Origin of the sequence: Roseateles koreensis (assembly GCF_028595305.1) — a bacterium.
Taxonomy (GTDB): domain Bacteria; phylum Pseudomonadota; class Gammaproteobacteria; order Burkholderiales; family Burkholderiaceae_C; genus Paucibacter_A; species Paucibacter_A koreensis.
In genome coordinates this window covers 25,993-50,080 of the sequence record NZ_JAQQXS010000006.1, presented here as the reverse complement: position 1 = coordinate 50,080, position 24,088 = coordinate 25,993, and the positions used below count along the sequence as shown (strand labels likewise).

At 59.9% G+C, this 24,088-nt stretch carries 26 protein-coding genes; 13 read left to right on the top strand and 13 right to left on the bottom strand.

Going from position 1 to position 24,088, the window contains the following annotated elements; all coding sequences use genetic code 11:
• Positions 1-8 precede the first annotated feature (8 nt).
• From fdx to uvrB, 8 genes are all read right to left on the bottom strand, one after another.
• Positions 9-347 carry an ISC system 2Fe-2S type ferredoxin gene (gene fdx, locus PRZ01_RS07935; protein ID WP_273596234.1) on the bottom strand — a complete coding sequence of 113 codons (339 nt, stop codon included), beginning with the start codon at positions 345-347 and terminating at the stop codon, positions 9-11.
• A 26-nt stretch (positions 348-373) separates the two neighbouring features.
• Complete coding sequence (gene hscA / locus PRZ01_RS07930; RefSeq protein ID WP_273596233.1) at positions 374-2,230, bottom strand: Fe-S protein assembly chaperone HscA; 1,857 nt, start codon at positions 2,228-2,230, stop codon at positions 374-376.
• A gap of 38 nt (positions 2,231-2,268) precedes the next feature.
• Positions 2,269-2,787, bottom strand: coding sequence for a Fe-S protein assembly co-chaperone HscB (gene hscB, locus PRZ01_RS07925; protein WP_273596232.1), 519 nt, complete (start codon positions 2,785-2,787; stop codon positions 2,269-2,271).
• A gap of 102 nt (positions 2,788-2,889) precedes the next feature.
• Positions 2,890-3,213 (bottom strand): iron-sulfur cluster assembly protein IscA, encoded by a 324-nt coding sequence (iscA, locus tag PRZ01_RS07920; RefSeq protein ID WP_273596231.1) that lies wholly within the window; start codon positions 3,211-3,213, stop codon positions 2,890-2,892.
• Between the two features lie 33 nt (positions 3,214-3,246).
• Positions 3,247-3,642: a Fe-S cluster assembly scaffold IscU gene (iscU, locus tag PRZ01_RS07915; protein WP_273596230.1), complete on the bottom strand. Its 396-nt coding sequence runs from the start codon at positions 3,640-3,642 to the stop codon at positions 3,247-3,249.
• 102 nt (positions 3,643-3,744) lie between these two features.
• The gene (locus tag PRZ01_RS07910) at positions 3,745-4,965 is read right to left on the bottom strand and encodes an IscS subfamily cysteine desulfurase (RefSeq protein WP_273596422.1); all 1,221 of its coding nucleotides are present in this window, start codon (positions 4,963-4,965) and stop codon (positions 3,745-3,747) included.
• Positions 4,966-5,000: 35 nt separating this feature from the next.
• Complete coding sequence (locus PRZ01_RS07905) at positions 5,001-5,534, bottom strand: Fe-S cluster assembly transcription factor (protein WP_273596229.1); 534 nt, start codon at positions 5,532-5,534, stop codon at positions 5,001-5,003.
• 182 nt (positions 5,535-5,716) lie between these two features.
• On the bottom strand, positions 5,717-7,831 hold the full coding sequence (uvrB, locus tag PRZ01_RS07900) for an excinuclease ABC subunit UvrB (RefSeq protein ID WP_273596228.1): 2,115 nt from the start codon (positions 7,829-7,831) through the stop codon (positions 5,717-5,719).
• 189 nt (positions 7,832-8,020) lie between these two features.
• On the opposite strand from uvrB, the gene PRZ01_RS07895 reads away from it, so the two are divergent.
• From PRZ01_RS07895 to rsxB, 3 genes are all read left to right on the top strand, one after another.
• Entirely contained in the window at positions 8,021-9,223 is a 1,203-nt protein-coding gene (locus PRZ01_RS07895; RefSeq protein WP_273596227.1) for an amino acid aminotransferase, read from the top strand.
• Positions 9,224-9,529: 306 nt separating this feature from the next.
• Positions 9,530-10,912 carry a polyhydroxyalkanoate depolymerase gene (locus PRZ01_RS07890; protein WP_273596226.1) on the top strand — a complete coding sequence of 461 codons (1,383 nt, stop codon included), beginning with the start codon at positions 9,530-9,532 and terminating at the stop codon, positions 10,910-10,912.
• The gene (gene rsxB, locus PRZ01_RS07885; protein WP_273596225.1) at positions 10,909-11,613 is read left to right on the top strand and encodes an electron transport complex subunit RsxB; all 705 of its coding nucleotides are present in this window, start codon (positions 10,909-10,911) and stop codon (positions 11,611-11,613) included. Before PRZ01_RS07890 ends, rsxB begins: the two co-directional genes overlap by 4 nt.
• A 114-nt stretch (positions 11,614-11,727) precedes the next feature.
• On the opposite strand, the gene PRZ01_RS07880 is transcribed toward rsxB, so the two are convergent.
• The 4 genes from PRZ01_RS07880 to PRZ01_RS07865 all read right to left on the bottom strand — a co-directional run bounded on the left by PRZ01_RS07880 (position 11,728) and on the right by PRZ01_RS07865 (position 15,402).
• Entirely contained in the window at positions 11,728-12,528 is an 801-nt protein-coding gene (locus PRZ01_RS07880; RefSeq protein ID WP_273596224.1) for a ChbG/HpnK family deacetylase, read from the bottom strand.
• Positions 12,525-12,908: a GtrA family protein gene (locus PRZ01_RS07875; protein WP_273596223.1), complete on the bottom strand. Its 384-nt coding sequence runs from the start codon at positions 12,906-12,908 to the stop codon at positions 12,525-12,527. The genes PRZ01_RS07880 and PRZ01_RS07875 overlap by 4 nt, the downstream gene beginning before the upstream one ends.
• Entirely contained in the window at positions 12,905-13,888 is a 984-nt protein-coding gene (locus PRZ01_RS07870; RefSeq protein ID WP_273596222.1) for a glycosyltransferase family 2 protein, read from the bottom strand. Before PRZ01_RS07870 ends, PRZ01_RS07875 begins: the two co-directional genes overlap by 4 nt.
• A 68-nt stretch (positions 13,889-13,956) precedes the next feature.
• Positions 13,957-15,402, bottom strand: coding sequence for an ArnT family glycosyltransferase (locus PRZ01_RS07865; RefSeq protein WP_273596221.1), 1,446 nt, complete (start codon positions 15,400-15,402; stop codon positions 13,957-13,959).
• Positions 15,403-15,627: 225 nt separating this feature from the next.
• Between PRZ01_RS07865 and nth the strand changes: the two genes are divergently transcribed.
• From nth to PRZ01_RS07845, 4 genes are all read left to right on the top strand, one after another.
• Positions 15,628-16,272 carry an endonuclease III gene (gene nth / locus PRZ01_RS07860; RefSeq protein WP_273596220.1) on the top strand — a complete coding sequence of 215 codons (645 nt, stop codon included), beginning with the start codon at positions 15,628-15,630 and terminating at the stop codon, positions 16,270-16,272.
• 16 nt (positions 16,273-16,288) lie between these two features.
• On the top strand, positions 16,289-16,501 hold the full coding sequence (gene zapB, locus PRZ01_RS07855; RefSeq protein WP_273596219.1) for a cell division protein ZapB: 213 nt from the start codon (positions 16,289-16,291) through the stop codon (positions 16,499-16,501).
• A gap of 2 nt (positions 16,502-16,503) precedes the next feature.
• The gene (locus PRZ01_RS07850; RefSeq protein ID WP_273596218.1) at positions 16,504-16,845 is read left to right on the top strand and encodes a cell division protein ZapA; all 342 of its coding nucleotides are present in this window, start codon (positions 16,504-16,506) and stop codon (positions 16,843-16,845) included.
• 264 nt (positions 16,846-17,109) lie between these two features.
• Entirely contained in the window at positions 17,110-17,583 is a 474-nt protein-coding gene (locus tag PRZ01_RS07845; RefSeq protein ID WP_273596217.1) for an EVE domain-containing protein, read from the top strand.
• Between the two features lie 45 nt (positions 17,584-17,628).
• Here PRZ01_RS07845 and PRZ01_RS07840 read toward each other — a convergent pair whose 3' ends face one another.
• Positions 17,629-18,651 carry a GGDEF domain-containing protein gene (locus tag PRZ01_RS07840; RefSeq protein ID WP_273596216.1) on the bottom strand — a complete coding sequence of 341 codons (1,023 nt, stop codon included), beginning with the start codon at positions 18,649-18,651 and terminating at the stop codon, positions 17,629-17,631.
• A gap of 434 nt (positions 18,652-19,085) precedes the next feature.
• On the opposite strand from PRZ01_RS07840, the gene PRZ01_RS07835 reads away from it, so the two are divergent.
• The 6 genes from PRZ01_RS07835 to PRZ01_RS07810 all read left to right on the top strand — a co-directional run bounded on the left by PRZ01_RS07835 (position 19,086) and on the right by PRZ01_RS07810 (position 24,088).
• Positions 19,086-20,297: a BaiN/RdsA family NAD(P)/FAD-dependent oxidoreductase gene (locus tag PRZ01_RS07835; protein WP_273596215.1), complete on the top strand. Its 1,212-nt coding sequence runs from the start codon at positions 19,086-19,088 to the stop codon at positions 20,295-20,297.
• 212 nt (positions 20,298-20,509) lie between these two features.
• Positions 20,510-20,722: a 30S ribosomal protein S21 gene (rpsU, locus tag PRZ01_RS07830; RefSeq protein ID WP_007833691.1), complete on the top strand. Its 213-nt coding sequence runs from the start codon at positions 20,510-20,512 to the stop codon at positions 20,720-20,722.
• Positions 20,723-20,874: 152 nt separating this feature from the next.
• Positions 20,875-21,321: a GatB/YqeY domain-containing protein gene (locus PRZ01_RS07825; protein ID WP_273596214.1), complete on the top strand. Its 447-nt coding sequence runs from the start codon at positions 20,875-20,877 to the stop codon at positions 21,319-21,321.
• Between the two features lie 75 nt (positions 21,322-21,396).
• Positions 21,397-21,738: a protein tyrosine phosphatase family protein gene (locus tag PRZ01_RS07820; RefSeq protein ID WP_273596213.1), complete on the top strand. Its 342-nt coding sequence runs from the start codon at positions 21,397-21,399 to the stop codon at positions 21,736-21,738.
• Between the two features lie 131 nt (positions 21,739-21,869).
• A complete protein-coding gene (locus PRZ01_RS07815; protein WP_273596212.1) occupies positions 21,870-22,487 on the top strand; it encodes a TRAP transporter small permease subunit in 618 nt (205 codons plus the stop codon).
• Positions 22,487-24,088, top strand: coding sequence for a TRAP transporter large permease (locus PRZ01_RS07810; RefSeq protein ID WP_273596421.1), 1,602 nt, complete (start codon positions 22,487-22,489; stop codon positions 24,086-24,088). The genes PRZ01_RS07815 and PRZ01_RS07810 overlap by 1 nt, the downstream gene beginning before the upstream one ends.

Below are 24,088 nucleotides of genomic sequence, written 5' to 3'. Positions count from 1 at the left end.
CTGTTCGCTCAGTGATTTTCTTTGGCGTGATTGATCGAGTACTTGGGGATCTCGATGGTCACGTCCGCCAGGCCCAGAATGGCCTGGCAACTGAGGCGCGAATCGGGCTCCAGGCCCCAAGCGCGGTCCAGCATGTCTTCTTCACCCTCTTCCATTTCCGAGAGCGAACGCTGCCCGACACGCACAACCACGTGACAGGTGGTGCAGGCGCACACCATGTCGCAAGCATGCTCGATGGCGATGTGGTTGTCCAACAGCGCCTCGCAGATGGAGGTTCCGGCCGGTGCGCTGACCGACGTGCCTTCAGGGCAATACTCAGGGTGCGGCAAAATTTTAATGATGGGCATGGCGAGCCGTCCTTGATCTGATCGGGCTAGATTTGTTCGATGCTTCGGCCGGTCAGGGCCTTGTGAATTCCGCGATTCATGCGGGCGGCGGCAAAGCCTTCGGTGCCATCGGCCAGCGCCTTGACCGCCACGTCGATGGCGTTGGCATCCTCCGTTAGCGCTGCGTCGGCCAAGCCTTGCTGCAATGTGGCAAGCACCGCCAGTTCAGCGGCGTTCAGCAGGTCACCGTCTGCAGCCAAGGCCGACTGGGTGGCCAGCAACATGCGCTCAGCCTCAACCCGGGCCTCTCGCAACTTGCGTGCGGCCATATCGGTTTCGGCACTAGAGAAACCGTCTTTCAGCATGCTGGCAATTTGTTCGTCAGACAAACCGTAACTGGGCTTGACCTGCACCGCCGCCTCAACGCCGGACACCATCTCCTTGGCGGAGACGCTCAGCAAGCCGTCGGCATCGACCTGAAAGGTGACGCGAATGCGCGCAGCGCCGGCCACCATGGGCGGAATGCCGCGCAGCTCAAAGCGTGCAAGCGAGCGGCATTCGCTCACCAATTCCCGCTCGCCTTGCAACACGTGCACCGCCAAGGCCGTTTGACCGTCTTTGAAGGTGGTGAAGTCCTGCGCCTTGGCCACGGGAATGGTGGCATTGCGCTCGATGATGCGCTCAACCAGCCCCCCCATGGTCTCTAAGCCAAGAGACAGCGGAATCACGTCCAGCAACAAGATGTCGCCGTCCGCGGCATTCCCAGCCAATTGATTCGCCTGAATCGCCGCGCCTTGGGCAACCACTTCGTCCGGATTCAGATTGACCAGCACCTCGCGCCCAAACAGCGCACTGACCGCCGTACGCACACACGGCATGCGGGTTGATCCGCCCACCATCACGGTGCCCTGCACTTCGTCCGCCTTCACCTTGGCGTCGCGCAAAACGCGGCGCACTGCCGTCAGGGTTTTGGTCAGCAGCGGCTCGGCCAGTGCCTCGAATTGCGCGCGGCTGATGGTCACATTCAAAGACCCCACATCGAGCACGGCTTGCAACTGAACCGCATCCTGGCTCGACAGTTGCTCTTTGGCCACGCGTGCCGCCACCAGCACCGCCCGTTTGTCGTGAGCCGTCTCCGGCGTTAGCCCGGCCTGCGCCAACGCCCACTGCGCCAGCACACTGTCAAAGTCATCTCCACCCAAGGCCGCGTCGCCACCGGTGGCAACCACTTCGAACACACCACGGCTCAAGCGCAGCAATGAAATATCGAAGGTGCCGCCCCCCAAGTCGTAGACCGCATACAAACCTTCGCTGGCATTGTCCAGCCCGTAGGCGATGGCCGCCGCGGTGGGCTCGTTGATCAGGCGCAGCACGTTCAAACCCGCCATTTGAGCGGCATCTTTGGTCGCCTGGCGCTGTGCGTCGTCAAAGTAGGCCGGCACCGTGATCACCGCGCCAAACACGTCGTCGGCAAAGGTGTCTTCAGCGCGGAAACGCAAGGTTGCCAATATCTCGGCTGAAATTTCAACCGGAGATTTCAGGCCATGCCGCGTGTGCAAGGACAACATGCCCGGGGTGTCTTCAAACCGGTACGGCAACTGCCGCGACTCCCCGATGTCTTGCAGGCGACGACCCATGAAACGCTTGACCGAGACCACCGTGTTTTCGGGGTCCTCGGCCTGCGCGGCCAGTGCCTCCGCGCCAATTTGCCGGCGGCCCTCGTCCAGATAGCGAACCGCCGACGGCAAAATCACCCGCCCGTGTTCGTCCACCAGGCACTCCGACACACCGTGGCGCACCGCGGCCACCAAAGAATGGGTGGTGCCCAAGTCAATGCCGACAGCGACCCGCCGCTCGTGGGGATTGGGCGATTGACCCGGTTCTGAAATTTGCAGGAGTGCCATGTTCTTTTTAATCAGGGCGCCCAAACGCCCGTCGAAATTTATTGCCCGAGGGCGTCCAGACGCCGATCGATATCGGCACGGAAACGGTGAATGAACATCAAGGCGCGCACTTGTTCGGCGGCCGCCACTGCGTCATTCTCCTCATCGAGCAATTGCTGCACACGCGCCAGCAGCGCCTGCTCGCGCGCGGCCACCTCATCGTCTATCGCCTGAACCTCAGCAGCGCCGCGCGCCTCATCCAGACCCTCTCGCCAAGCCATCTGCTCCATCAAGAAAGCCGCAGGCATGCGCGTATTGCTCTCAGCCTGCAGTGCCGCGCCGCGCAACTCGCACAAATAGGCGGCGCGCTTGAGTGGATCCCTCAAACGCTGCTGCGCTTCATTCACCCGCATGGCCCATTGCATGGCCAGGCGTTGCGCCGCAGCGCCTTCGGCAACGAATCGATCCGGATGCACCTTGGCCTGCAAGGCCTTCCAGCGCGCGTCAATTTCGGCCCGATCCTGAGCCTGCCGATGGGGGAGCCCAAACAGACTGAAATCGTCGTCACTGAGGTTCATGGTGATTGACTGCCAAGGTTTCTATAGATATTGGAGGCCAGAAAAAAGCGCGGCACTGCGCCGCGCTGTGTGCACCGACCGTCCAACCGCGGGCGCAATACTTTACACGCGGAAGGACTCACCACAACCGCAGCGATCCTTCTCGCGGGGGTTGCGGAACTTGAAACCTTCATTCAAGCCCTCGCGAACAAAGTCCAACTCCGTCCCATCCAGATAAGGCAGGCTTTTAGGATCGATCAGGATTTTCACGCCATGGCCTTCGAACACCACGTCTTCAGCGGCCACTTCGTCGGCATATTCCAGCTTGTAGGCCAAGCCTGAACAGCCGGTGGTCTTCACACCCAAACGCACGCCGACGCCACGCCCACGCTTGGCGATATAGCGCGTCACGTGGCGTGCAGCCGCCTCAGTCAAGGTCACTGACATGCGCAATCCTTCTCTTTTTCCAAATATGTCAATTTACTGGGCGACAGTGCCATGCTTGGCACGGTAGTCGTCCACTGCGGCCTTGATGGCATCTTCAGCCAGGATGGAGCAGTGGATCTTCACGGGCGGCAACGCCAGCTCTTCGGCAATCTCGGTGTTCTTGATGTCCAGCGCCTGATCCAAGGATTTGCCCTTGACCCACTCCGTCACCAAGGAGCTCGACGCAATGGCCGAGCCGCAGCCATAGGTTTTGAACTTGGCGTCCTCAATCAAACCCGTGACCGGATTGACCTTGATCTGCAACTTCATCACATCGCCGCAGGCGGGCGCGCCCACCATGCCGGTACCCACGGAGTCATCGCCCTTTTCGAAGGCGCCCACATTACGTGGGTTTTCATAGTGGTCTACGACCTTTTCGCTGTAAGCCATGATGTTCTCCAATCTTGCAGTCTTTACACATCCACAAGGCCCGCCCCAAAGGGGCCGGGCCTGTGGAAACGGCTGCGACACAACGCAGCCCCAAATTCGTCGTCAGTGGGCGGCCCACTGGATCGCGCTGATGTCGATGCCGTCTTTGTACATATCCCACAAAGGCGATAGCTCACGCAGCTTGGCCACACGGTCTTTCAACGTGGCGATGGCGTAGTCGATTTCTTCTTCGGTGGTGAAGCGGCCAATCGTCATGCGCAGGCTGGAGTGCGCCAACTCGTCGCTGCGGCCCAGTGCGCGCAGTACATAGCTGGGCTCCAGACTCGCGGAGGTACACGCCGAGCCCGACGACACGGCCAAGCCCTTCACGCCCATGATCAGCGACTCGCCCTCCACATAGTTGAAGGAGATGTTCAGGTTGTGCGGCACACGGCGCTCGAGATCGCCGTTGACAAACACCTGCTCGATGTCTTGCAAGCCAGCCAACAGGCGCTTGTGCAAGGCGCCGATACGTGCGTTGTCCTCGGCCATTTCTTCACGCGCAATGCGGAAAGCCTCACCCATGCCCACGATCTGGTGGGTGGCCAGGGTGCCCGAGCGCATGCCACGCTCATGACCGCCACCGTGCATTTGTGCTTCCAAGCGCACACGCGGCTTGCGGCGCACGAACAAGGCGCCGATGCCCTTGGGGCCGTAGGTCTTGTGCGAAGCCAGGCTCATCAGGTCAACCGGCAACTCGGCCACATTGATCTCGACCTTGCCGGTGGCTTGCGCCGCGTCAACGTGAAAAATGATGCCACGCTCGCGGCACAGGTTGCCAATCGCAACGATGTCTTGAATGACCCCAATTTCATTGTTAACGAACAGCACCGAAACCAGAATGGTGTCGGGCCGGATCGCCGCCTTGAATTTATCAAGATCAAGCAGCCCGTTTTCTTCAACGTCGAGATAGCTCACCTCGAAACCCTGACGCTCCAACTCGCGGCAGGTGTCCAACACCGCCTTGTGTTCCGTCTTCAGGGTGATGATGTGCTTGCCACGGCTCTTGTAAAAGTTCGCCGCGCCCTTGATGGCGAGGTTGATCGACTCGGTTGCGCCCGATGTCCAGACAATTTCACGCGGATCAGCCCCGATCAAGGCTGCCACCTGCTCGCGAGACTTTTCAACAATCGCCTCAGCCTCCCAGCCCCAGGCATGGCTGCGCGAGGAAGGGTTGCCAAAATGCTCGCCGAGCCAAGGCACCATGGCGCTCACAACACGGGGGTCGACCGGCGTGGTCGCGCCGTAGTCCATATAGATGGGGAAATGCGGTGTCATTTTGATGAGTGGCAGAAAAATTGAATAAGGCGCGGCCTGGCTTACTTGTTGAAAGCGTTGCCCAGGGCGAACACGGAATTGGGGGCGGTCACCCGAATCGGTTTGACCACGGGTTGGCTGGAAATGGCACGTTTGATCGAGGCTTCCTCAATCGTTACGCCCTTGGCCACTTGGTCTTCCACCAACTTGCGCAGAGAGACCGAGTCCAGGTATTCGATCATTTTCGCATTCAGGCTGGTCCACAGTTCGTGCGTGATGCACTTGCCTGTGTTCTCGCCCATGCAGTTTTCATGGCCACCGCACCCGGTGGCGTCGATGGGTTCATCCACCGCCACAATGATGTCGGCCACGGTGATTTCACTGGATTTGCGGCCCAACGAATAGCCGCCGCCCGGGCCCCGCGTGCTTTCCACGAGTTCATGGCGGCGCAGCTTGCCGAACAACTGCTCCAGGTAGGACAGCGAAATTTGCTGGCGTTGGCTGATTGCCGCAAGTGCCACCGGCCCGCTGTTTTCTCGCAGGGCCAGATCAATCATCGCGGTAACGGCAAAACGACCTTTGGTGGTGAGACGCATCAAACACTCCTTCGCGCAACAAAGCCGAGACACCTCGCAAACGCGCGAAATGCCGGGCAGGAACCTCAGCGAAATGGTCTTCGCGGGTATACCCTGGCCTATTTCCGACCATTTTACTCAATTACTGCAAACCTTGCAGCCGACTTCGTTGCACCACCCAATATCCAGGCCTTTTGGACGGATTAGGACGAGGCGTTGGGCTGAATGTGGTCATGCACCACGGCGCCAAAGGCCTGCTCGCGAAGCGCCGCCAATTGGTCACGGACCCGCGCCGCTTTTTCAAACTCCAGATTGCGTGCGTGCTCCAGCATTTGCTTCTCCAGCAAGGCCATGCGCTTGCTGAGGTCTTTCTCGGACAACTCTTCAACGGCAGCTGCCTGCAGCAGCTTTTGATCATCGCGCCCGGACTTTTCCGAATACACGCCGTCAATCATGTCCTTGATGCGCTTGACAATGGAGCGTGGCGTGATGCCATTGGCCTCGTTGAACGCCAGCTGCTTGGTCCGGCGACGCTCGGTTTCATCCATGGCGCGGCGCATTGAATCGGTGATGCGATCGGCATAAAGAATCGCCTTACCCCGCAGATTACGGGCCGACCGCCCAATGGTCTGAATCAAGCTGCGCTCGGATCGCAAGAAGCCCTCTTTGTCGGCATCCAAAATGGCGACGAGCGACACCTCTGGAATGTCGAGCCCCTCCCGCAGCAGGTTGATGCCCACCAGCACATCAAAGGCGCCAAGCCGCAGATCGCGCAGAATTTCCACCCGCTCCACGGTGTCGATGTCAGAGTGCAAATAACGCACCTTAACGCCGTTGTCGCTGAGGTAATCCGTCAGTTGCTCAGCCATGCGTTTGGTCAAGGTCGTGATCAACACACGCTCGCTGACGTCCACGCGTTCGCGAATCTCCTGCAGCACGTCGTCGACCTGGTGCGTGGCTGGGCGCACCTCCACCACCGGGTCCACCAGACCTGTGGGACGCACCACCTGCTCAACAATTTGGCCGGAATTGTCTTTTTCGTAGACCGCCGGTGTTGCTGTCACAAACACCGCCTGCCGCATCTTGCGCTCGAACTCATCGAATTTGAGCGGCCGATTGTCCAACGCCGAAGGCAGCCGAAAGCCATATTCCACGAGCGTCGTCTTGCGCGCCCGGTCGCCGTTGTACATACCGCCGAACTGGCCGATCAGCACGTGACTCTCGTCCAAAAACATCAAAGCGTCGGGCGGCAGATAGTCGATCAACGTAGGCGGTGCCTCACCAGGCTGCGCCCCCGACAGATGCCGGGTGTAGTTCTCAATCCCCTTGCAATGCCCCACTTCTTGCAGCATTTCCAGGTCGAACCGGGTGCGCTGCTCCAGCCGCTGCGCCTCCACCAACTTGCCATCACGCACGAACTCGCCAAGCCGTACCCGCAATTCCTCCTTGATGCCGTCCATCGCGGCCAGCACGCGTTCTCGCGGCGTCACGTAATGACTGCTGGGGTATACGGTGAAGCGCACAATCTTCTGCCTAACCTTGCCCGTGAGCGGGTCGAAGAGTTGCAGGGTTTCGATCTCATCGTCGAACAGCTCGATGCGCAAGGCCAACTCAGAATGCTCAGCAGGAAAGACATCAATGGTGTCGCCGCGCACCCGAAACGCGCCGCGGCTGAACTCCACCTCGTTGCGGGTGTATTGCATGCGAATCAGCTGCGCAATCACGTCGCGCTGCCCCATCTTGTCGCCGATGCGCAGTGTCATCACCATCTGGTGATAGTCCGCCGGATTGCCGATACCGTAGATGGCCGAGACCGAGGCCACGATCACCACGTCGCGCCTCTCCATCAGGCTCTTGGTGGCCGACAGCCGCAACTGCTCAATGTGTTCGTTGATGGCGCTGTCCTTCTCAATGAAGAGATCGCGCTGCGGCACATAGGCCTCGGGCTGGTAGTAGTCGTAGTAACTAACGAAGTACTCCACCGCATTGTTGGGAAAGAAATCGCGGAACTCGCTGTACAACTGCGCCGCCAGCGTCTTGTTGGGCGCAAAGATGATGGCCGGGCGCCCTAGACGGGCAATCACATTGGCCATGGTGAAGGTTTTGCCCGACCCGGTCACACCCAGCAGCGTCTGAAAACTCAGGCCGTCGTTGATGCCCTCGCACAGTTGCGCAATGGCCGTGGGCTGGTCACCCGCAGGCGGAAAAGGCTGAAACAGCTCAAACGGCGAGCCTTCGAAAGAGACGAACTCGCCCTTCGGCCGATCTGCCTGCTCGTTGGCTTCGTCAATGAGACTGACGGACGATGAATCTTGCATGCTGGGGTTCCTGAATCATGGCGGCAACCGGAAAACCGGCAAAAGCCGACGTGGCAGCCCCTAAAATCGGGACCGCTGCGCAACCTGACAGATTAGCGCAGTCGGCCCCGTTTCGTGCGGGAGCCGCGCGCAAGTCCTGTCAAGCTCCACTTTTCCCTTGATACCGCCAACGTCCCGTCAGGAATCCCCATGTCTTTGTTTGCCGCCGTCGAAATGGCCCCCCGCGACCCCATCCTGGGTCTCAATGAGCAATTCAACGCTGACACCAACCCCGCCAAGGTCAACTTGGGCGTGGGCGTCTACTTCGACGAAAACGGCAAATTGCCTCTGTTGAAGTGCGTCGCCCAAGCTGAAGCCGCCATGCAGGCCGACCCGAAGGCTCGCGGCTATCTGCCGATCGACGGCATTGCCGCCTATGACAAAGCCGTGCAGGGCCTCGTGTTTGGCGCCGACAGCGCCGTGGTTCAGGACCATCGCGTCGCCACCGTGCAGGCCATTGGGGGCACCGGCGGCCTGAAGATCGGCGCCGACTTTCTCAAGCGCCTGAACCCGGGCGCACAAGTGCTGATTTCCGACCCCAGCTGGGAAAACCACCGCGCGCTGTTCACCAACGCTGGGTTTCAAGTCGGCAGCTATCCGTACTACGACGCCGATCAACTGGGCATCAACTTCGACGGCATGCTAGCCGCCTTGAATGCCGCAGCCGAGGGCACCGTGGTCGTGCTGCACGCCTGCTGCCACAACCCGACCGGCTATGACCTCAGCCCCGCCCAATGGGCGCAAGTGGTGGCAGCCGTCAAAGCCCGCAACCTGGTGGCCTTTCTCGACATGGCCTACCAAGGCTTTGGCGAAGGCATCGCCGAAGACGGCGCCGTGATCCAGCAATTTCTGGCCGCCGGCCTGGACTTCTTTGTCTCCACCAGCTTCTCCAAGAGCTTCTCGCTGTACGGCGAGCGCGTTGGCGCCCTGAGCGTGGTTTGCGCTTCGGCCGAAGAATGCACCCGCGTCCTGAGTCAGCTGAAAATCGTGATTCGCACCAACTACTCCAACCCTCCCACGCATGGCGCGCAAGTTGTGGCTATGGTGCTGGGCACGCCGGCGCTTCGCGCGCTGTGGGAGGAGGAACTGGCTGGCATGCGTCTGCGCATCCGCGCGATGCGCTCAGCGCTCGTTGAGGCCCTGAATACCGCGGGTGTGACCACCGACCTGAGTTTCGTGACGCGCCAAAAGGGCATGTTCAGCTACTCAGGCCTGAATGCCGCGCAAATGCAGCGCCTGCGCAGTGAGTTTGGCATTTATGGTGTTGACTCTGGCCGCATTTGCGTGGCCGCGTTGAACACCAAAAACCTGCCCGCTGTGGCTCAGGCTATGGCAGCAGTCATGCAGGCCTAACTCGTCAAACTGCCGGCACCAACTCGCCCACTCACTGCGGGTCACCTTGCAAGAGGTGGCCCGCAGTGCTTTGCGGCCGCAAAAGTCGAATCCAAATGCGCATTACTCCCTCAGGCGAGAGCTTCAAACTCAGCCGGGTGCTTGGCGGTCGCCAAGGGGAGGCTCAAAATCTTGTGTAAGTTTCTTACAAGCCAGGCGACGTAAAAGCAGATCTGGCCTGTTTTCATTCTTTTGTTAAAATGCTGCAGCGCACAAATTCTGGCATGATGACCAGAATTCACCTTTCCGCCAACCCGAGTCCATCCCATGCTGTATCAACTCTTTGAAACTCAGCGCGCCTTGATGAGCCCCTTCTCGGAGTTCGCCAGCGCATCGGCCAAACTTTACAGCCACCCCCTGTCGCCGTTCTCGCATTCGCCATTGTCCCAGCGGGTGTCGGCAGGTCTGGATTTGATGCACCGGCTGGCCAAAGACTACGAAAAGCCTGAGTTTGGCATTCGGGGCGTGGAGGTAGACGGTGTCGAGGTGGCGGTGCAGGAGTTGATTCCTGTCACCAAACCCTTCTGCCGCCTGTTGCGTTTCAAGCGCTACACAGACGACCCGGCCGTGCTGCAGAAGATGAAAGACCAGCCCACCGTGTTGGTCGTGGCGCCGCTGTCGGGTCACCACAGTACCTTGCTGCGCGACACGGTTCGGCAGTTGTTGAAGGACCACAAGGTGTTCATCACCGACTGGACCGACGCCCGTATGGTGCCGCTAGAAGTGGGCGCCTTCCATCTGGACGACTACATCGCGTATGTCCAGGATTTCATCCGCCACGTCGGGCCCGACTGCCATGTGATTTCGGTGTGTCAGCCCACAGTGCCGGTGCTGGCCGCCATCTCCTTGATGGCGTCGGCAGGCGAGCAAACGCCCCGCAGTATGACCATGATGGGTGGCCCCATTGATGCCCGCCGCAGCCCGACTGCAGTCAACAATCTGGCCATGAACCGCAGCTACAGCTGGTTCGAGAACAATGTCATCTACCGCGTCCCGACCAATTTCCCGGGCGCTGGGCGAGCCGTCTATCCCGGCTTCTTGCAGCACACCGGCTTCGTGGCAATGAACCCCGACCGGCATGTCACCTCCCACTACGACTACTTCCTCGATCTGGTTCGAGGTGATGACGACAGCGCCGACTCGCATCGCCAGTTCTACGACGAATACAACGCCGTGCTGGACATGCCGGCCGAGTATTACCTCGACACCATCCGGGTCGTATTCCAGGATTTCTCCTTGGTCAACGGGACTTGGTTCGTCAATGGCCAGCAGGTTCGCCCGCAGGACATCACCGGCACCGCCTTGCTGACCATTGAAGGCGAGTTGGACGATATCTCCGGTGCAGGCCAAACGCGCGCGGCCCATGAGCTGTGTGCCAGCGTACCCAAAGAGCACCAGTTCCACTACGACGCCGTTGGCGCGGGCCATTACGGGATTTTCTCGGGCCGTCGCTGGCGCGAGAATGTTTATCCCGAAGTGAAGAGCTTCATCCTTTCCTACGACAAGCCTAACGCCGTGCAAGCGGCAGAGCCTGCCGTACGAGCCGCAGCGGAGACCCCTGTGGGACCCAAGGTGTCCGCGGTGCCAGCAACCAAAGCAGCCCAGGCACCCACACCCTCGCGAACCAGCCGCAGCAAGAAACCCGCTTGATCCCATCCTGCTCACTCAATACTGACAGCGCCACCGAAAGCCTGACAGCCCGCATCGACGCTGCCCTGCCCCAAACGCAGTGCACCCGGTGCGGCTACCCGGACTGCCACAGCTATGCGCAGGCCGTGGCTCAAGGCTTGGCGGGCATCAACCAATGCCCGCCAGGCGGTGATGAAGGGGTCGCTCGCCTGGCCGCCCTGATGGGGCAGCCGCGCCTGCCCCTCAGCGCGGAACACGGCGTTGAAGGCCCGCGCACCCTGGCGGTGATCGATGAAGCTTGGTGCATCGGCTGCACGCTGTGCATCAAAGCCTGCCCGGTCGACTGCATCGTGGGCGCGCCAAAGGCTATGCATTTGGTTGTGGCGGACCAATGCACAGGCTGTGAGTTGTGTGTGCCGGCCTGCCCAGTCGATTGCATTGCCCTGATCAATGTCACGGAAGACCGCAGCGCATGGGCCGCCTGGAGTCCCGAGCAAGCGGATCAAGCACGCGAGCGCTACGCCTTTCACAAACTGCGTGACACCCGCGCAAGGTCTGAAAACAATGCACGCCTGCAAGCCAAGGCCGAAGCCAAGCTGGCTGACTTGGCCGCTGCATCCAAGATCACTGAACCTACTGAACTGGACCGCAAACGCGCCATCATCGAAGCCGCATTGGCCCGCGCCCGCGCCCGCGCGCAAAGTAGTCCGCAGGGGCGGTAGGACCGGGCAGGCAATCCCTAAAGACGCGCGCTGATCAATTGGGACGATTTCCCCTGGCTGAGCCTGCAGTGAGCGGCCTACCAACGCAAATCACCACGACGCAGGCGGCTCCAATCAAGCCAGCGGCCAGTCCTCGCTCATGCCCAACTGCACACCCAGGCTGGCCAGCAGCTCGCCAGCCTCTTCGCCCATCCAGAATTGCCACTCACGCACCCGTGCAGCTCGAATCGGATCATGGCGGGTTTGCGTGGCACCGTTTTGGCCGGGGTGCGTCATCATCAAGCCACCATCTGGCAGTGACGCCAGCCAGCCAGCAGCCAGTTCACTGAAGGAGGCTGTCGCCTCAAAACCATAAACACCTGCAAAGTCACGGTTGGCACGCAAACCTGCCTTGCGCGCACCCCGTCGCAATGCCGCGGAGCCCAAGGCCGCAATCACAGCCGCCTTGCTGCCACGCCAAACCCGGGTTTGCGTCGACCGAACCGCACAACGCGGCCCATAACGCTGAGTCACCGCGCGCAATAATTCTTCTCTCAACTGTGGCAGTTGATGCACGTGCTGGTGGCCGTCAACGTAGTCGGGTGCACGCTTCATTTGTGCTTCAAAAGCATCCAGTTGCGTCGCGATCCAACTGCGCAGTTGCGATCGATCCAACTGTCTGAAATAGCCCTGGCGGATCCATGCGGACAAGCCTTGCCCCGGCGCATAGTCGGCAAACTCGTTGATATCGAGATGCAAGCCATAGTCTGCCGCACCGCTGCGCTCGCGCAGGGCGCCCGCCCAATCGGCCCAAACGGGTGACAGCACCATGCAACTGGTCGCGCTGATGCGCCCGGCATCGATGCAATCGAGAATGCCCCGGCTGACCGCATCGTCGAAGCCGTAGTCGTCGGCGCAAATCTGAATGCGTTTCACGGCAGCGACGACCGGGCTCGAAAGGCCCAGAACCGGCTCAACACAAACGTCATCACCGCAACCGCCACCAGCACCGCGAACAAGGCCAAACGATATTCCATTCCCCAACTCAGCAAGAGTGCGTAGAGCAACTCATTGCTGACAAAGCCAAGACTTGCCACCAAGGCAAACCGCGGCAAAGAGGTCCGCACAGTGGCCTGCTGCGCCGCGAAGCTCAAACGGTGATGCCCCACAAAGCTCACCCAGAACGCGAGCAAAAATCCAAGCACATTGGCCGCCAACGCTGCCACCTGCCATTGCGATACCAGCAACCAAACAACCATAAAGTGGACCGCCGCAGCGCTGGCGCCCACCAGGCCAAACCAAAGCAAGGAGTTCAAACTTCCTCCGGTGCGTCCAACGGGGGAGTCAATTCCTGCACGAGATACAGGGGGCGCTGTTTCACCTCGTCAAATACCCGGCCAAGGTATTCAGCAATGATGCCCAGACACAATAACTGCACACCTGCCAGGAAGGTGATCGACGCCGCCAAGGTGGCGAAACCAGAGATCGGATTGCCGAACAGCGCCTTCTCCAAAATGATCCAACAACCGAAAACGCCCGAGGCGATCGACACCACAAAGCCCAGCATCGACACCATGCGCAGCGGCACTTTGCTGAACGCCGTCAGCCCCACCACGGCCAGCGACATCAGGCGCATGAAGTCGAACGTGGTCTCGCCATGTGCCCGCGCGTCAGGCACAAATTCAATGGCCTTCGACTTGAAACCCACCCAAGCGAACAAGCCCTTCATGTAGCGGGCACGCTCGGGCAAACTGCGCAAGGCCAGCACGACGCGGCGGTCGAGCAGTCTGAAATCGCCGGCATCCGATGGCAATTCAAAGCGCGAATCGCGTTGCATCAGCCAATAGAAAAACTTGGTATACCCGCGCCGGGCCGCCGACTGCGACTCACGCCGCCCGGTTTGCACGCCGTACACCACGTCAAAGCCTTCTCGCCAGGCGGGCAGCATTTGCATCACCGTGGCGATAGGGTGTTGCCCGTCAGAGTCCATCGTCAACACGACGTCACCCTCTGCGGCATCCAACCCGGCCGTCAGCGCAGCTTCTTTGCCGAAGTTGCGGGACAGGCGCAAAAGCCGCACCGGCAGGCCTTGCTGAATCAAGCTGTGAACCAACAGCACGGTGTCATCTTTGCTGCCGTCGTCCACGACCAGCAGTTCGAGCTGCCTCGCCACACCGGCCAACTGCCGAGTCAGCTCAGGCAACAGCCAGGCCAGATTGGCGGCTTCATTGAAGGCCGGCAGCACGACTGACAACAAACCTGGCTGCGCGCGCTCCTCGGGCGAAAACGCAGGCATGGGTGGCAAGGCCATCGCATGAGAACGGGTGCTATGGAGTGGGGGCGTATAAGTCGAATGCATCGGCATCAGCGTGAGTTAGTCGCAGCGCTTTCGTCGCGCAGCAGACATTGTTCCTTGTTGCAAGCCAGCGCAGCAATGGGTGGCGAAGAATTTTTGGCAAAGGGCTGCACGACAAAGGCCGGCGCACCGGGCTGACCGGGCATGCCAGCATACAGACGCCCGGCGGTGTAGAAATACGCAGAGTACGGCGGCTTTCTGACATAGCTCAGGCGGCAATCTTGCGCAGGGCACGCCGCCTCGTAGGCCTGAATCAGTGGCAGATCGGAGTGCTGGCGCCCGATTTCAGGCAGCTTGATCAAGAAGGCCCACGCAAAAACCAAGCCCAGCACACCCGCGATGGCCCCGGCCTTGATGTGCTCAAACGTGCGCTCAGAAAATACTTGGACCGCCAGAATGGCCAAGCCCGGCAAGGCTGTCATGGCATAGGTAAAAATGAGATTGCGGGCAAAGCTGAACAAGAGCAAGGGCGCCAGCACGATGCACACCGCATAACTGGCCAACTCAGTGCCACCCGAGGCCACCAACTGCCGTTGCACCGCGCCTCGTCCCTGCCCCCAGCGCAAGCCTGCCAAACGCAGCAGCATGACCACCACCGCCGGCAAGGCCGCCACCACCGTAAACGCCCAAATAATGCCGCGCGGTTGGGCGTGCGCAAACCCGTAGCGGTCGCCCGTCCAGCCGGGCTGCAGGAAACGCATCACATGTTCGCCCAGCACGAAATACTGCAAAAACCCTGGCGTCTTGATTTCAGCCACCACATACCAAGGCAGAGACAAGCCCAGGCAAATCAACCAGACGGACGGGTCGCGCAATACGCTGAGCACCACCGGCCAGTGCCGCCGCCAACCCGCGTGCAGCAAGATCGGCAACAAGGCCAGCACGGCCGCCGCGGGTCCCTTGGTCAAGAGCGCCAAGGCCATGCCAAGTGCCAGAACACGGGCGTATTTGGTGCGCGCCGCCCCCTCGCTTTGCAAGACCCGCCACCACGCCGCCTGCACCAGCATCACACAGGCCCCCAAGGTGGCGTCGGTCATCACCGCACCGGCGCTGATGAAAAACAAGGGGCTCAACACCAAAGCCACCAAGGCCACAGACACCTGCAAGGCCGACAAACTCACGCGCAACATCCACGCCAAAGCCCACAGACTCAACAGACTCCACGCCACCGCAGGCAAACGAGCCGCCCACTCGCTGACGCCCAGGGCTGCCATGGCCGCAGCCTGCGTCCAGGTAGACAAGGGAGGTTTCGCCCAGAACACCTCATCGGGCGTGATGTGCGGACTGATCCAGTCGCCCTGCACCACCATCAGGCGTGCAATTTCAGCGTAACGCGCTTCTGTGTGGTCCGTCAGTGGCATGGCACCCAATGACAGCAGACGCAAAACCAGGAGCAGGCCCAGCAACCCAAGCCAGTGCTTTGCCGTCAGATGCGTCTTGTGGGGCGTATTCATAACTAATTACTTGATTGGGTCAGATGCTGGATTGGGTTGAACGCCGCGTTTGAGCCGTAGACAACAACAAAGCTGCTGGCTTTGGAAAAAGTCCCTGGCTGACCGACGTTGGCGATCTATTGGCCACCGTCGATCACAAAAATTGCACTCGCGTGAAGCCGCTGCGCAACGGGCGTCATCATGCCTGAGCTTTTGCCACGCCAAGGCAGTGGAGAATGCTGAACCATGAACAGCTTGCAGATCCAAAACTTTTTTGAAATCCTGCGCGCAGCCAATCCGAGCCCGCAGACAGAGTTGGAATATGCCAGCGTTTTCGAATTGTTGACGGCCGTGCTCTTGTCCGCGCAAGCCACCGACGTGGGCGTCAACAAGGCCACGCGGCGCTTGTTCCCCATCGCCAACACTCCTCAAAAAATTCTTGCGCTGGGCTTGGCGGGCTTGAGCGAGCAGATTCGCACCATCGGCCTCTACCACAGCAAGGCCAGGCATCTTTTGGCGACCTGCCAGATTTTGATCGACCAGCATCAAGGCCAGGTTCCACGCAGCAGAGCCGCGCTGGAGGCCTTGCCGGGGGTGGGCCGCAAGACCGCCAATGTGGTGCTCAACGTAGCATTCGGCGAGCCCACGATGGCGGTGGACACCCATCTGTTCAGAGTCAGCAACCGTACAGGTTTGGCCCCGGGCAAAACGCCTCTGGCGGTCGAGATGGGCTTGCTGAAGCGCATTCCGCCTGAATTCATGGTTGACGCCCACCATTGGCTGATTCTCCATGGCCGCTATGTCTGCAAGGCGAGGCAGCCCTTGTGCAGCGTCTGCAACGTGGCCAACGACTGCGACCACGGCCGCCGCCTACAATCGGCAATTGACTAGAAAGCTCCGGGACGCCATGCCAAGCCTGACCGATTTATTGGAACGCGTTGAGCGTTTGCTGCTGCGACACGATGAACTCAAACGCACCAATGCCCTGCTGCAAGAACAGGTGCAACAACTGGGGCAGGAGCGGGACAGCCTGCGTTCGCGCTTGAACGCGGCGCGCGCGCGCATTGACGCACTGCTGGAGCGCTTGCCCGTCGATAACGAATCCGGAAAGAATCCCTGAACATGAAGCAAATGGAAGTCACCATCATGGGACAAAGCTATTTGCTGGGCTGCCCAGAAGGCGGTGAAGCGGCGCTGGGCCAAGCGGTCAGCCAAGTGGACAAAGAAATGTGTGCCATCCGCGATGGCGGGCGCGTTAAAGCCCGTGAGCGCATTGCAGTGCTGGCTGCCCTGAACCTGGCTTATCAGTTGGCCGAGGGTTCGACCCTAGCTGCGGCAGTGCCAGCACCCGTCGCAAAGGCGAATGATGTGTTGGCCGCATCACAGACCGCCGATCTCCCCGATCTCGCAGGGCTCATGCAACGGCTTGATGAAGCCCTCGGACATGATGGGCATTTGCTCTGAATCTTCAAACAGTGGGCTCGGCAGGCCTTAGAATCTGCCCTGTCCACCGCATTTTGCGTGAGCTTATTATTTCCTTGAACCAATGCTCATTGAGCTCGGGCTTGGAACATAGCCTCTGCAGGTGTGATCATCTCGCGTCAGATGAACCCGAAGCTTGGCTGACCTCGCCCCCCTGAACCCCCGGTTCAGGAATGCGGTTCACGACCTCGCGGTGGACACCTCATTCCTTCAACGCCAACCTCGAACGCATTGAAACTCTGGTTGATGAAATCCGAGCCCAGTGAGTGCTCGATTGACGATTTGGCGCAAGCCCCAATGCAGACCGTGCCTTGGATTGGCGTGCGCAACTACCAGGCTCGAAATTTCATGCGCGACGCCATGCACCCAGGCGACGGCGTGCTTTTCTACCATTCGTCCTGTCCGCAACCTGGGATTGCAGGTCTGGCCGAGGTGGCCAGCGCCGCCTATGTCGATGCCACGCAATTCAACGCACAAAGCCCCTACTTCGACCCTAAATCCAGCCCCGAGAATCCGAGATGGCTGCATGTCGATGTGCGCTTCTTGCGCAAAACGCGTTTATTGAATTTGGCTGAAATGCGCACCGCACCTGCGCTAACTGGCATGCGGGTGCTCCAAGCCGGCAACCGGCTTTCAATCACGCCCGTGACCGAGGAAGAATGGGCTGCCGTGCTGGAGATTCTTCAGTTGCCGACTGCCGCGCCGGACACGCCCGGATAAAGTTCGGGTGCAGTTGCATCTGCACTTATAGCGGCAAGTCCCCGCTCAGACAACAAAAGGAATTGACGCGAGCACGACCTGATTACCACCGCGCCGCCGCGCCTCTAGCACTGCTGCGTCACTGGCCCGCTGAAGCTCCTCTTGGTTGGTGGCTGTGTGAGGAAAACTCGACACGCCCATCGAGAGAGACAGCCCCATGTCATAGCCGTTCATGACGATGATCTGCGTTGCGCATTGGCGCCGCAGTTGCTCCATGCGTGCGTGAGCCGTGGCCAGCCCCACGCCCGACAGCAGGACAGCGAACTGCGTTTCCCCGATACGACATGCGGCGTCCATCGCCCGGGTATTGGCACGCAACATGCGCCCCATCCCTTCCAACAGACGCTCGGTAGCTTGAGCCCCCAACTGCTGTGCACTGACCGGCAAGGGGTCCAGGGAAATATAAACCAGCGCAAATTCGCGGTGCTCTCGCGTCGACAAGTCAATTTCCCGCAGCAACTGGTCATCAAACTGTGCACGCAAATAAAGGCCCGACACCTCATCACGCCCGCTGCCCTGCTGCAACTCACGGCGCATTTGCTCAATGTTTTTTTGTTGCTGCTCAATTTGCTGCAAGGCGCGCTGCAAATGAGACTCACGATGTCGCTCTTCGGTCCGCTCGTGCCAAGCTGAGAGCAAAAAATCTTTACCCAACGCAGCGCGAACCACCGTGAATTCACGCCGGCGCCCGGCCAACTCCAAGCGATGCTCGCTGACTACAACAGCCTGCTGCGCCATGACAGATTGCTCGACACGGCGCAGCGCCACCACATCCTCGGCGCGCATCAAATCATTGTCGAGACAGCCCACCAAAGATGGCCTGGAAAATATCGCCCGCAGACCCGCACTGGCAAAAACATAACGCCCAGTTGCAAGTGACTTGATCGCCACAAAACTGTTCAAAGGCTCAATCAGGCTCATCCACTGAGTGGCAAGCGCAGGCACCTGATCAGCGTGCCCAAGCAACCAGTCCGGCAAGTCTCCAGGCTGAGGTATTTTTTCGTCGTGCGGAGTGACAGAAATGTCCATGAATCCTCATTAAAACCATGTCAAGCCTGAATCCCTGACGCAGCCTCTCAAGTCCTTCACCGAGTGGTCCCGCGGACAACTCAACCTTTGCAAGGCCGAACCACGGATCATTACAGGCCCACTTGCCAGAATCTCACTGCGCTGACGCGAATGTAGATGGCATCTCCTCGTCAAATCAAGAGGACAAGGACAGCTAAGCCTATTTTCCCCCTAGATTGGTATCAACATGATCGAACCGAGCCTCTCGTTTCCCCTGGGAATACAAAAACTTTCGAAGAGACTCGATTCCGGCAGCACCTGAACCACAATTCACCCCACGCAGCCATCCGCTGCCAAGCCAGCTAACGTGCAATCTGCACGGGTGTGTACCAATTCCTTCGACCCGTCCCGGTCCCGCGGGCAGTGCAAACCCAATTCCAAAGTACATCTCCTCCATGCAATTTGATTTGATCGTCGTCGGCGCCGGTGCGGCCGGCTTGTTGTGCGCAGGTATGGCCGGACAGCGCGGCCTTCGCGTTCTTGTCATCGACCATGCCGACAAAGTGGCGGAGAAAATCCGGATTTCCGGCGGGGGGCGCTGCAACTTCACCAACCGAGATGCAGGCCCCACCAACTTTCTGTCGGACAACCCCAATTTTTGCCGATCCGCATTGGCCCGTTACACGCCTCAGGACTTCATCGCCCTGGTGCAAAAGCACGGCATCAGCTTCCACGAAAAACACAAAGGCCAGTTGTTTTGCGACGACTCCGCCGAGCAGATCATCCGCATGCTGCTGGACGAATGCGCACAGGGCGGTGTGCAACACTGGCAGCCCTGTACCGTGACCGACATTCAACAACCCGAGCGGGATGGCGGCGGCTTTACTGTCGAGACCTCCCGCGGCCCGCTTCAATGCAGCCGCCTTGTGGTGGCCACGGGTGGCTTGTCAATTCCCAAGATCGGGGCCAGCGATTGGGGCCTTCGGCTTGCGCAGCGGTTTGGGCACAAGATCGTCACGCCCCGTGCCGCATTGGTTCCACTGACTTTTGATGCCCAGGACTGGGCACCTTTTGCTACGCTGTCGGGCTTGTCACTGCCGGTCATCGTCAGCACAGGCAAAGGCAAGACGCAAGGTCGATTTGTCGAAGATCTCTTGTTCACGCATCGCGGCCTGAGTGGCCCGGCCATTCTGCAGATTTCAAGCTACTGGCAAGACGGCCAGCCTTTGCAGATCAACCTCTCGCCAGACGCCGATCTGGCAACCATGCTTCAAGCCGCGAAGAGCGACTCCAAACGGCAATTGGGCAATGTGTTGGGCGGCTTGTTCCCGCAACGCCTGGCGCAGGCCTGGCTGGAACGATTGGGTTTGCCCAGCCAGCGCCCCATGCCGGAGTGCAAAGACAAGGACTTGCAGCAACTCGCCCAGCAGTTGCAGGCGTGGCAACTGACGCCCAATGGCAGCGAAGGTTGGCGCAAGGCCGAGGTCATGCGGGGCGGTGTGGACACCCGCGAACTCAACTCGCAAAACATGGAGAGCAAACGCATCCCTGGCCTGCATTTCATTGGCGAGGTGATGGACGTCACAGGCTGGCTGGGGGGCTACAACTTCCAGTGGGCATGGGCCAGCGCTGCCGCCTGCGCGCGGTCGATTGAAGCAAAGTTATGAATTGGTGAAAAATCGGGCTATAATCTTCGTCTTTGCTGGCAAACCCTGCGCGTCGATTCGCCACCGTTGACTGAGTGAATGAATTTCATTTCACCATCGGTGCTGAGGCGGATTTCCGGATAAGCCGTTTCAGACACTGCATCGAAACATAGTTCAATGTTTCGAAAAGTGACTGGCGAACACCGAGCGCAACTTGAAGGAACTACCTTTTCATGACCACGATTCGCGTCAAAGAGAACGAGCCGTTTGATGTGGCTCTGCGCCGTTTCAAGCGCACTATCGAAAAACTGGGTCTGCTGACCGACCTGCGCGCCCGCGAGTTTTACGAGAAGCCCACGGCTGAGCGTAAACGCAAGAAGGCTGCCGCCGTCAAGCGTCACTACAAGCGCGTGCGCAGCATGCAACTGCCCAAGAAGCTGTACTGATCTCAGCACAGCGCGCAAAGAAGGTTGCGAGACCCTCTTTGCCGACAGTGGGCTTTCAGTGAGCTCCGATCAAAAGCCCGCACAGGACGCTGTCGCGGGCTTTTGCTTTTTCATCCTTCCAATTCCATTCACCGAACTCTCCAGGACACGCCATGAGCTTGAAAGACCGCATCACCGAAGACATGAAAAACGCCATGCGCGCCAAAGAGGCCGACAAGTTGACCACCATCCGTGGCCTGCTGGCTGCGGTGAAGCAAAAGGAAGTGGACGAGCGCGTGGTTGTTGACGACGTGGCCCTGATTGCCATCGTCGACAAGCTGGTCAAGCAGCGCAAGGATTCGATCGCCCAATTCATTGCAGGCGCCCGTCAGGACCTGGCCGACAAGGAAGCGGCTGAGTTGATCATTCTGGAAGCCTATCTGCCCCAGCGCATGTCGGCCGACGAGATCAACGCCGCGGTGCGCGCCATCGTCACCGAACTGGGCGCCAAAGGCCCCGCCGACATGGGCCGCGTGATGGCCGCCGTCAAGGCGCAATTGGCGGGCAAGGCCGATATGGGCCTGGTCTCCGGCGCGGTCAAACTAGCTTTGGCGCAATAAGCGCCCCTCCCTCATCCATCGCCCATCCCTACCCCCCCGATGCGCCGCCCCGGCCGCATTGACAAGGAGCGCACCATGAGCCTGCCCTTCCAAGCCCTGACCCCAGACTTCAGCGTAGCGCCGCAGTTGCTGCCGGAAGACATACAACAAGCCCAAGCCGCGGGCTTCAAGAGCGTGATCAACAACCGCCCTGATTTCGAGGGCGGTGCTGATCAGCCGACCAGCGCCCTGATCGCCCACGCCGCTGAAACTGCAGGTTTGGTCTACCGCCACCTGCCGGTGCAAGGCGCCTACCAGTCGCCCGAAGAAATCCAGGCCTTCCGCGACTTGCTGGACAGCTTGCCCAAACCTATTTTGGCGTTTTGCCGCTCGGGTGCACGCGCTGCCCGGCTGTACGCCGCCGCGACTGCACTTTGAATTCATCAGGGCTTTCCCTGAAGCTTCGCTCTTTGTGGGTGCTGGCCTCTGTGGCCTCGTTACAGTGAGGCGCCGGGCGCCACGCGCCCGTATTCATTGACTGAACATTGACTGCATCTCAGAGACCCCTCATGAAAGCCCTTCTCGCCCTCGTTGCGGGGCTGGATCACCTCAGTGCCCGCTTTGGTCGCCTCGCCAACTGGGCCGTCTTGCTCTCCTGCCTGATCAGCGCGGCCAACGCAGTGGTGCGCTACGCCTTCGACTACAGCTCCAACGCTTTCACTGAAATCCAGTGGTATTTGTTCTCCGCCTGCGTGATGCTGGGCGCCGCCCAGGTGCTCAAGATGAACGAGCACGTGCGGGTCGACCTGCTCTACAGCCGTTTGAGCGGGCGCGGCAAGGTTTGGCTCGATCTGCTGGGTTTGTTGATTCTTCTGCTCCCGGCCATGGCGTATTTCACTTGGCTGTCAGCCGACCTTTTTTTGCTCAAGTTGAACACCGGCATGTCGCCAGGCGACAGCGTGGCCAGCCTCGGATTTTGGCCGTATGCGTGGAAATTACTGAGCAGCGGTGAAGTCTCTGCCAACGCCGGCGGCCTGATCCGGTGGCCAGCAGCGTTGATGCTGCCCTTGGGATTTGGCCTCGTCTTTCTGCAGGGCGTGGGCGAAGTGGTCAAACGAATCGCCTGGCTCAATCACGTCTTGGGCGCCATGAAATTGGATGTGGATTACGAAAGGCCGCTGCAATGATGGCGATGGAGAACTTCCCGCCGCTGATGTTTGCCGGCTTGATCCTCGTTTTATTGATCGGCTTCCCGGTTGCCTTCTCATTGGCCACCCTGGGGCTGGCGTGCGGATTTTTTGCCATTTCTCAAGGCTGGTTTCCGCCTGAGTTCATGAGTACTCTGCCGCAGAACGTCTTCGGCATCTTGTCGAATGACCTCTTGCTGGCCATCCCCTTCTTCACCTTGATGGGCGCGCTGCTGGAGCGCTGCGGCTTGGCCGAAGACATGCTGGACTCCATGGGTCAGTTGTTTGGCCCGGCGCGGGGCGGCTTGGGCTACTCCGTCATCATCGTGGGCTTCATTCTCGGCGCGATCACGGGCACCGTGGCCGGCCAGGTGATCGCCATGGCCATGATTTCGCTGCCGGTGATGATGCGCTACGGCTACGACATGCGCTATGCCACGGGGGTGCTCGCGGCCTCGGGCACCATCACGCAGCTAGTGCCTCCGTCGCTGGTGCTGGTGGTCCTGGCGGACCAACTCGGGCGCTCGGTGGGCGATATGTACAAGGCGGCCTGGGGGCCGTCGATTCTGCAGGTGCTGATCTTCGCGCTGTACACCTATGTGCTGACACGTCTCAAACCCGACGCCCTGCCCGGCGTGCCCAAAACGGCACGCAGCCTACAAGGCTGGGCGCTGTGGGCCAAATGCCTGCGTGGCATCATCCCATCCGCCGTGTTGATCTTTGCCGTGCTGGGCAGCATGGGCGGCTTACCGGGCATCGATACGGCGGTGTGCACCCCCACGGAAGCCGGTGCCATGGGCGCCGTGGGCGCCTTCATCCTGGCCGCGCTGCATGGCCGCCTGAATTGGCCCTTGGTAAAAGAAGCCATGGCGGGCACCATGCGCATCACGGCCATGGTTGTCTTTATTTTGATTGGCTCACGCACCTTCTCGTTGGTATTCCAGGGCGTTGAGGGCGGCACGTGGATCGAGCACCTGCTGAGCCATCTTCCGGGCGGTCAGATCGGCTTTCTCATCGTCGTCAACGTCTTCATTTTCTTCCTGGCCTTCTTTCTCGACTTCTTCGAGATTGCGTTCATCATCTTGCCCCTGCTCGGGCCAGTTGCCGAAAAAATGGGCATCGACCTGGTCTGGTTCGGCGTCATGCTTTGCGTGAACATGCAAACCAGCTTCATGCATCCGCCCTTCGGCTTTGCCCTGTTCTACCTGCGCGGCATTGCCGACACGCTGTTCAAGACGGGGGCCATTCCACGCAAGGTGGAGTCCTCAGACATCTATATGGGCGCCATTCCCTGGGTGCTGATGCAACTGATTCTGGTGGCTGTGGTGATTTTCTTTCCGCAATCCGTCACGATGTTCCTCGACAAAGAAAAGGCGGTTGACCTCAACCAAGCGACCGAGTTGCTGCAAGGCATGCATCACGGCGCTGACAGCAAGGACAACGGCCAACGCAATGCCGATGAAGCCATGCGGCAGATGGCATCACCGGCCTCCAACGCCGCATCCGCCGCTGCCGGTAAAAGCAGCGAAGCCCCCGCAGAGGATCCGATGGCCGCCATGCAGCGCGCACTGCAAGAAGACGCCGCCAAGGCCAAGCCCTGA

Bases quoted from the DNA above. Each gene is read 5' to 3' on its own strand.
- PRZ01_RS07845 (WP_273596217.1), top strand. From the start codon at position 17,110: ATGAAATCCGAGCCCAGTGAGTGCTCGATTGACGATTTGGCGCAAGCC.
- uvrB (WP_273596228.1), bottom strand. From the start codon at position 7,831: ATGCAAGATTCATCGTCCGTCAGTCTCATTGACGAAGCCAACGAGCAG.
- PRZ01_RS07905 (WP_273596229.1), bottom strand. From the start codon at position 5,534: ATGCGTCTCACCACCAAAGGTCGTTTTGCCGTTACCGCGATGATTGAT.
- iscA (WP_273596231.1), bottom strand. From the start codon at position 3,213: ATGTCAGTGACCTTGACTGAGGCGGCTGCACGCCACGTGACGCGCTAT.
- PRZ01_RS07825 (WP_273596214.1), top strand. From the start codon at position 20,875: ATGAGCTTGAAAGACCGCATCACCGAAGACATGAAAAACGCCATGCGC.
- PRZ01_RS07810 (WP_273596421.1), top strand. From the start codon at position 22,487: ATGGCGATGGAGAACTTCCCGCCGCTGATGTTTGCCGGCTTGATCCTC.
- zapB (WP_273596219.1), top strand. From the start codon at position 16,289: ATGCCAAGCCTGACCGATTTATTGGAACGCGTTGAGCGTTTGCTGCTG.
- nth (WP_273596220.1), top strand. From the start codon at position 15,628: ATGAACAGCTTGCAGATCCAAAACTTTTTTGAAATCCTGCGCGCAGCC.
- PRZ01_RS07820 (WP_273596213.1), top strand. From the start codon at position 21,397: ATGAGCCTGCCCTTCCAAGCCCTGACCCCAGACTTCAGCGTAGCGCCG.
- PRZ01_RS07835 (WP_273596215.1), top strand. From the start codon at position 19,086: ATGCAATTTGATTTGATCGTCGTCGGCGCCGGTGCGGCCGGCTTGTTG.
- hscB (WP_273596232.1), bottom strand. From the start codon at position 2,787: ATGAACCTCAGTGACGACGATTTCAGTCTGTTTGGGCTCCCCCATCGG.
- PRZ01_RS07870 (WP_273596222.1), bottom strand. From the start codon at position 13,888: ATGCCTGCGTTTTCGCCCGAGGAGCGCGCGCAGCCAGGTTTGTTGTCA.
- hscA (WP_273596233.1), bottom strand. From the start codon at position 2,230: ATGGCACTCCTGCAAATTTCAGAACCGGGTCAATCGCCCAATCCCCAC.
- PRZ01_RS07815 (WP_273596212.1), top strand. From the start codon at position 21,870: ATGAAAGCCCTTCTCGCCCTCGTTGCGGGGCTGGATCACCTCAGTGCC.
- PRZ01_RS07865 (WP_273596221.1), bottom strand. From the start codon at position 15,402: ATGAATACGCCCCACAAGACGCATCTGACGGCAAAGCACTGGCTTGGG.
- fdx (WP_273596234.1), bottom strand. From the start codon at position 347: ATGCCCATCATTAAAATTTTGCCGCACCCTGAGTATTGCCCTGAAGGC.
- PRZ01_RS07840 (WP_273596216.1), bottom strand. From the start codon at position 18,651: ATGGACATTTCTGTCACTCCGCACGACGAAAAAATACCTCAGCCTGGA.
- iscU (WP_273596230.1), bottom strand. From the start codon at position 3,642: ATGGCTTACAGCGAAAAGGTCGTAGACCACTATGAAAACCCACGTAAT.
- PRZ01_RS07895 (WP_273596227.1), top strand. From the start codon at position 8,021: ATGTCTTTGTTTGCCGCCGTCGAAATGGCCCCCCGCGACCCCATCCTG.
- rpsU (WP_007833691.1), top strand. From the start codon at position 20,510: ATGACCACGATTCGCGTCAAAGAGAACGAGCCGTTTGATGTGGCTCTG.
- PRZ01_RS07890 (WP_273596226.1), top strand. From the start codon at position 9,530: ATGCTGTATCAACTCTTTGAAACTCAGCGCGCCTTGATGAGCCCCTTC.
- PRZ01_RS07850 (WP_273596218.1), top strand. From the start codon at position 16,504: ATGAAGCAAATGGAAGTCACCATCATGGGACAAAGCTATTTGCTGGGC.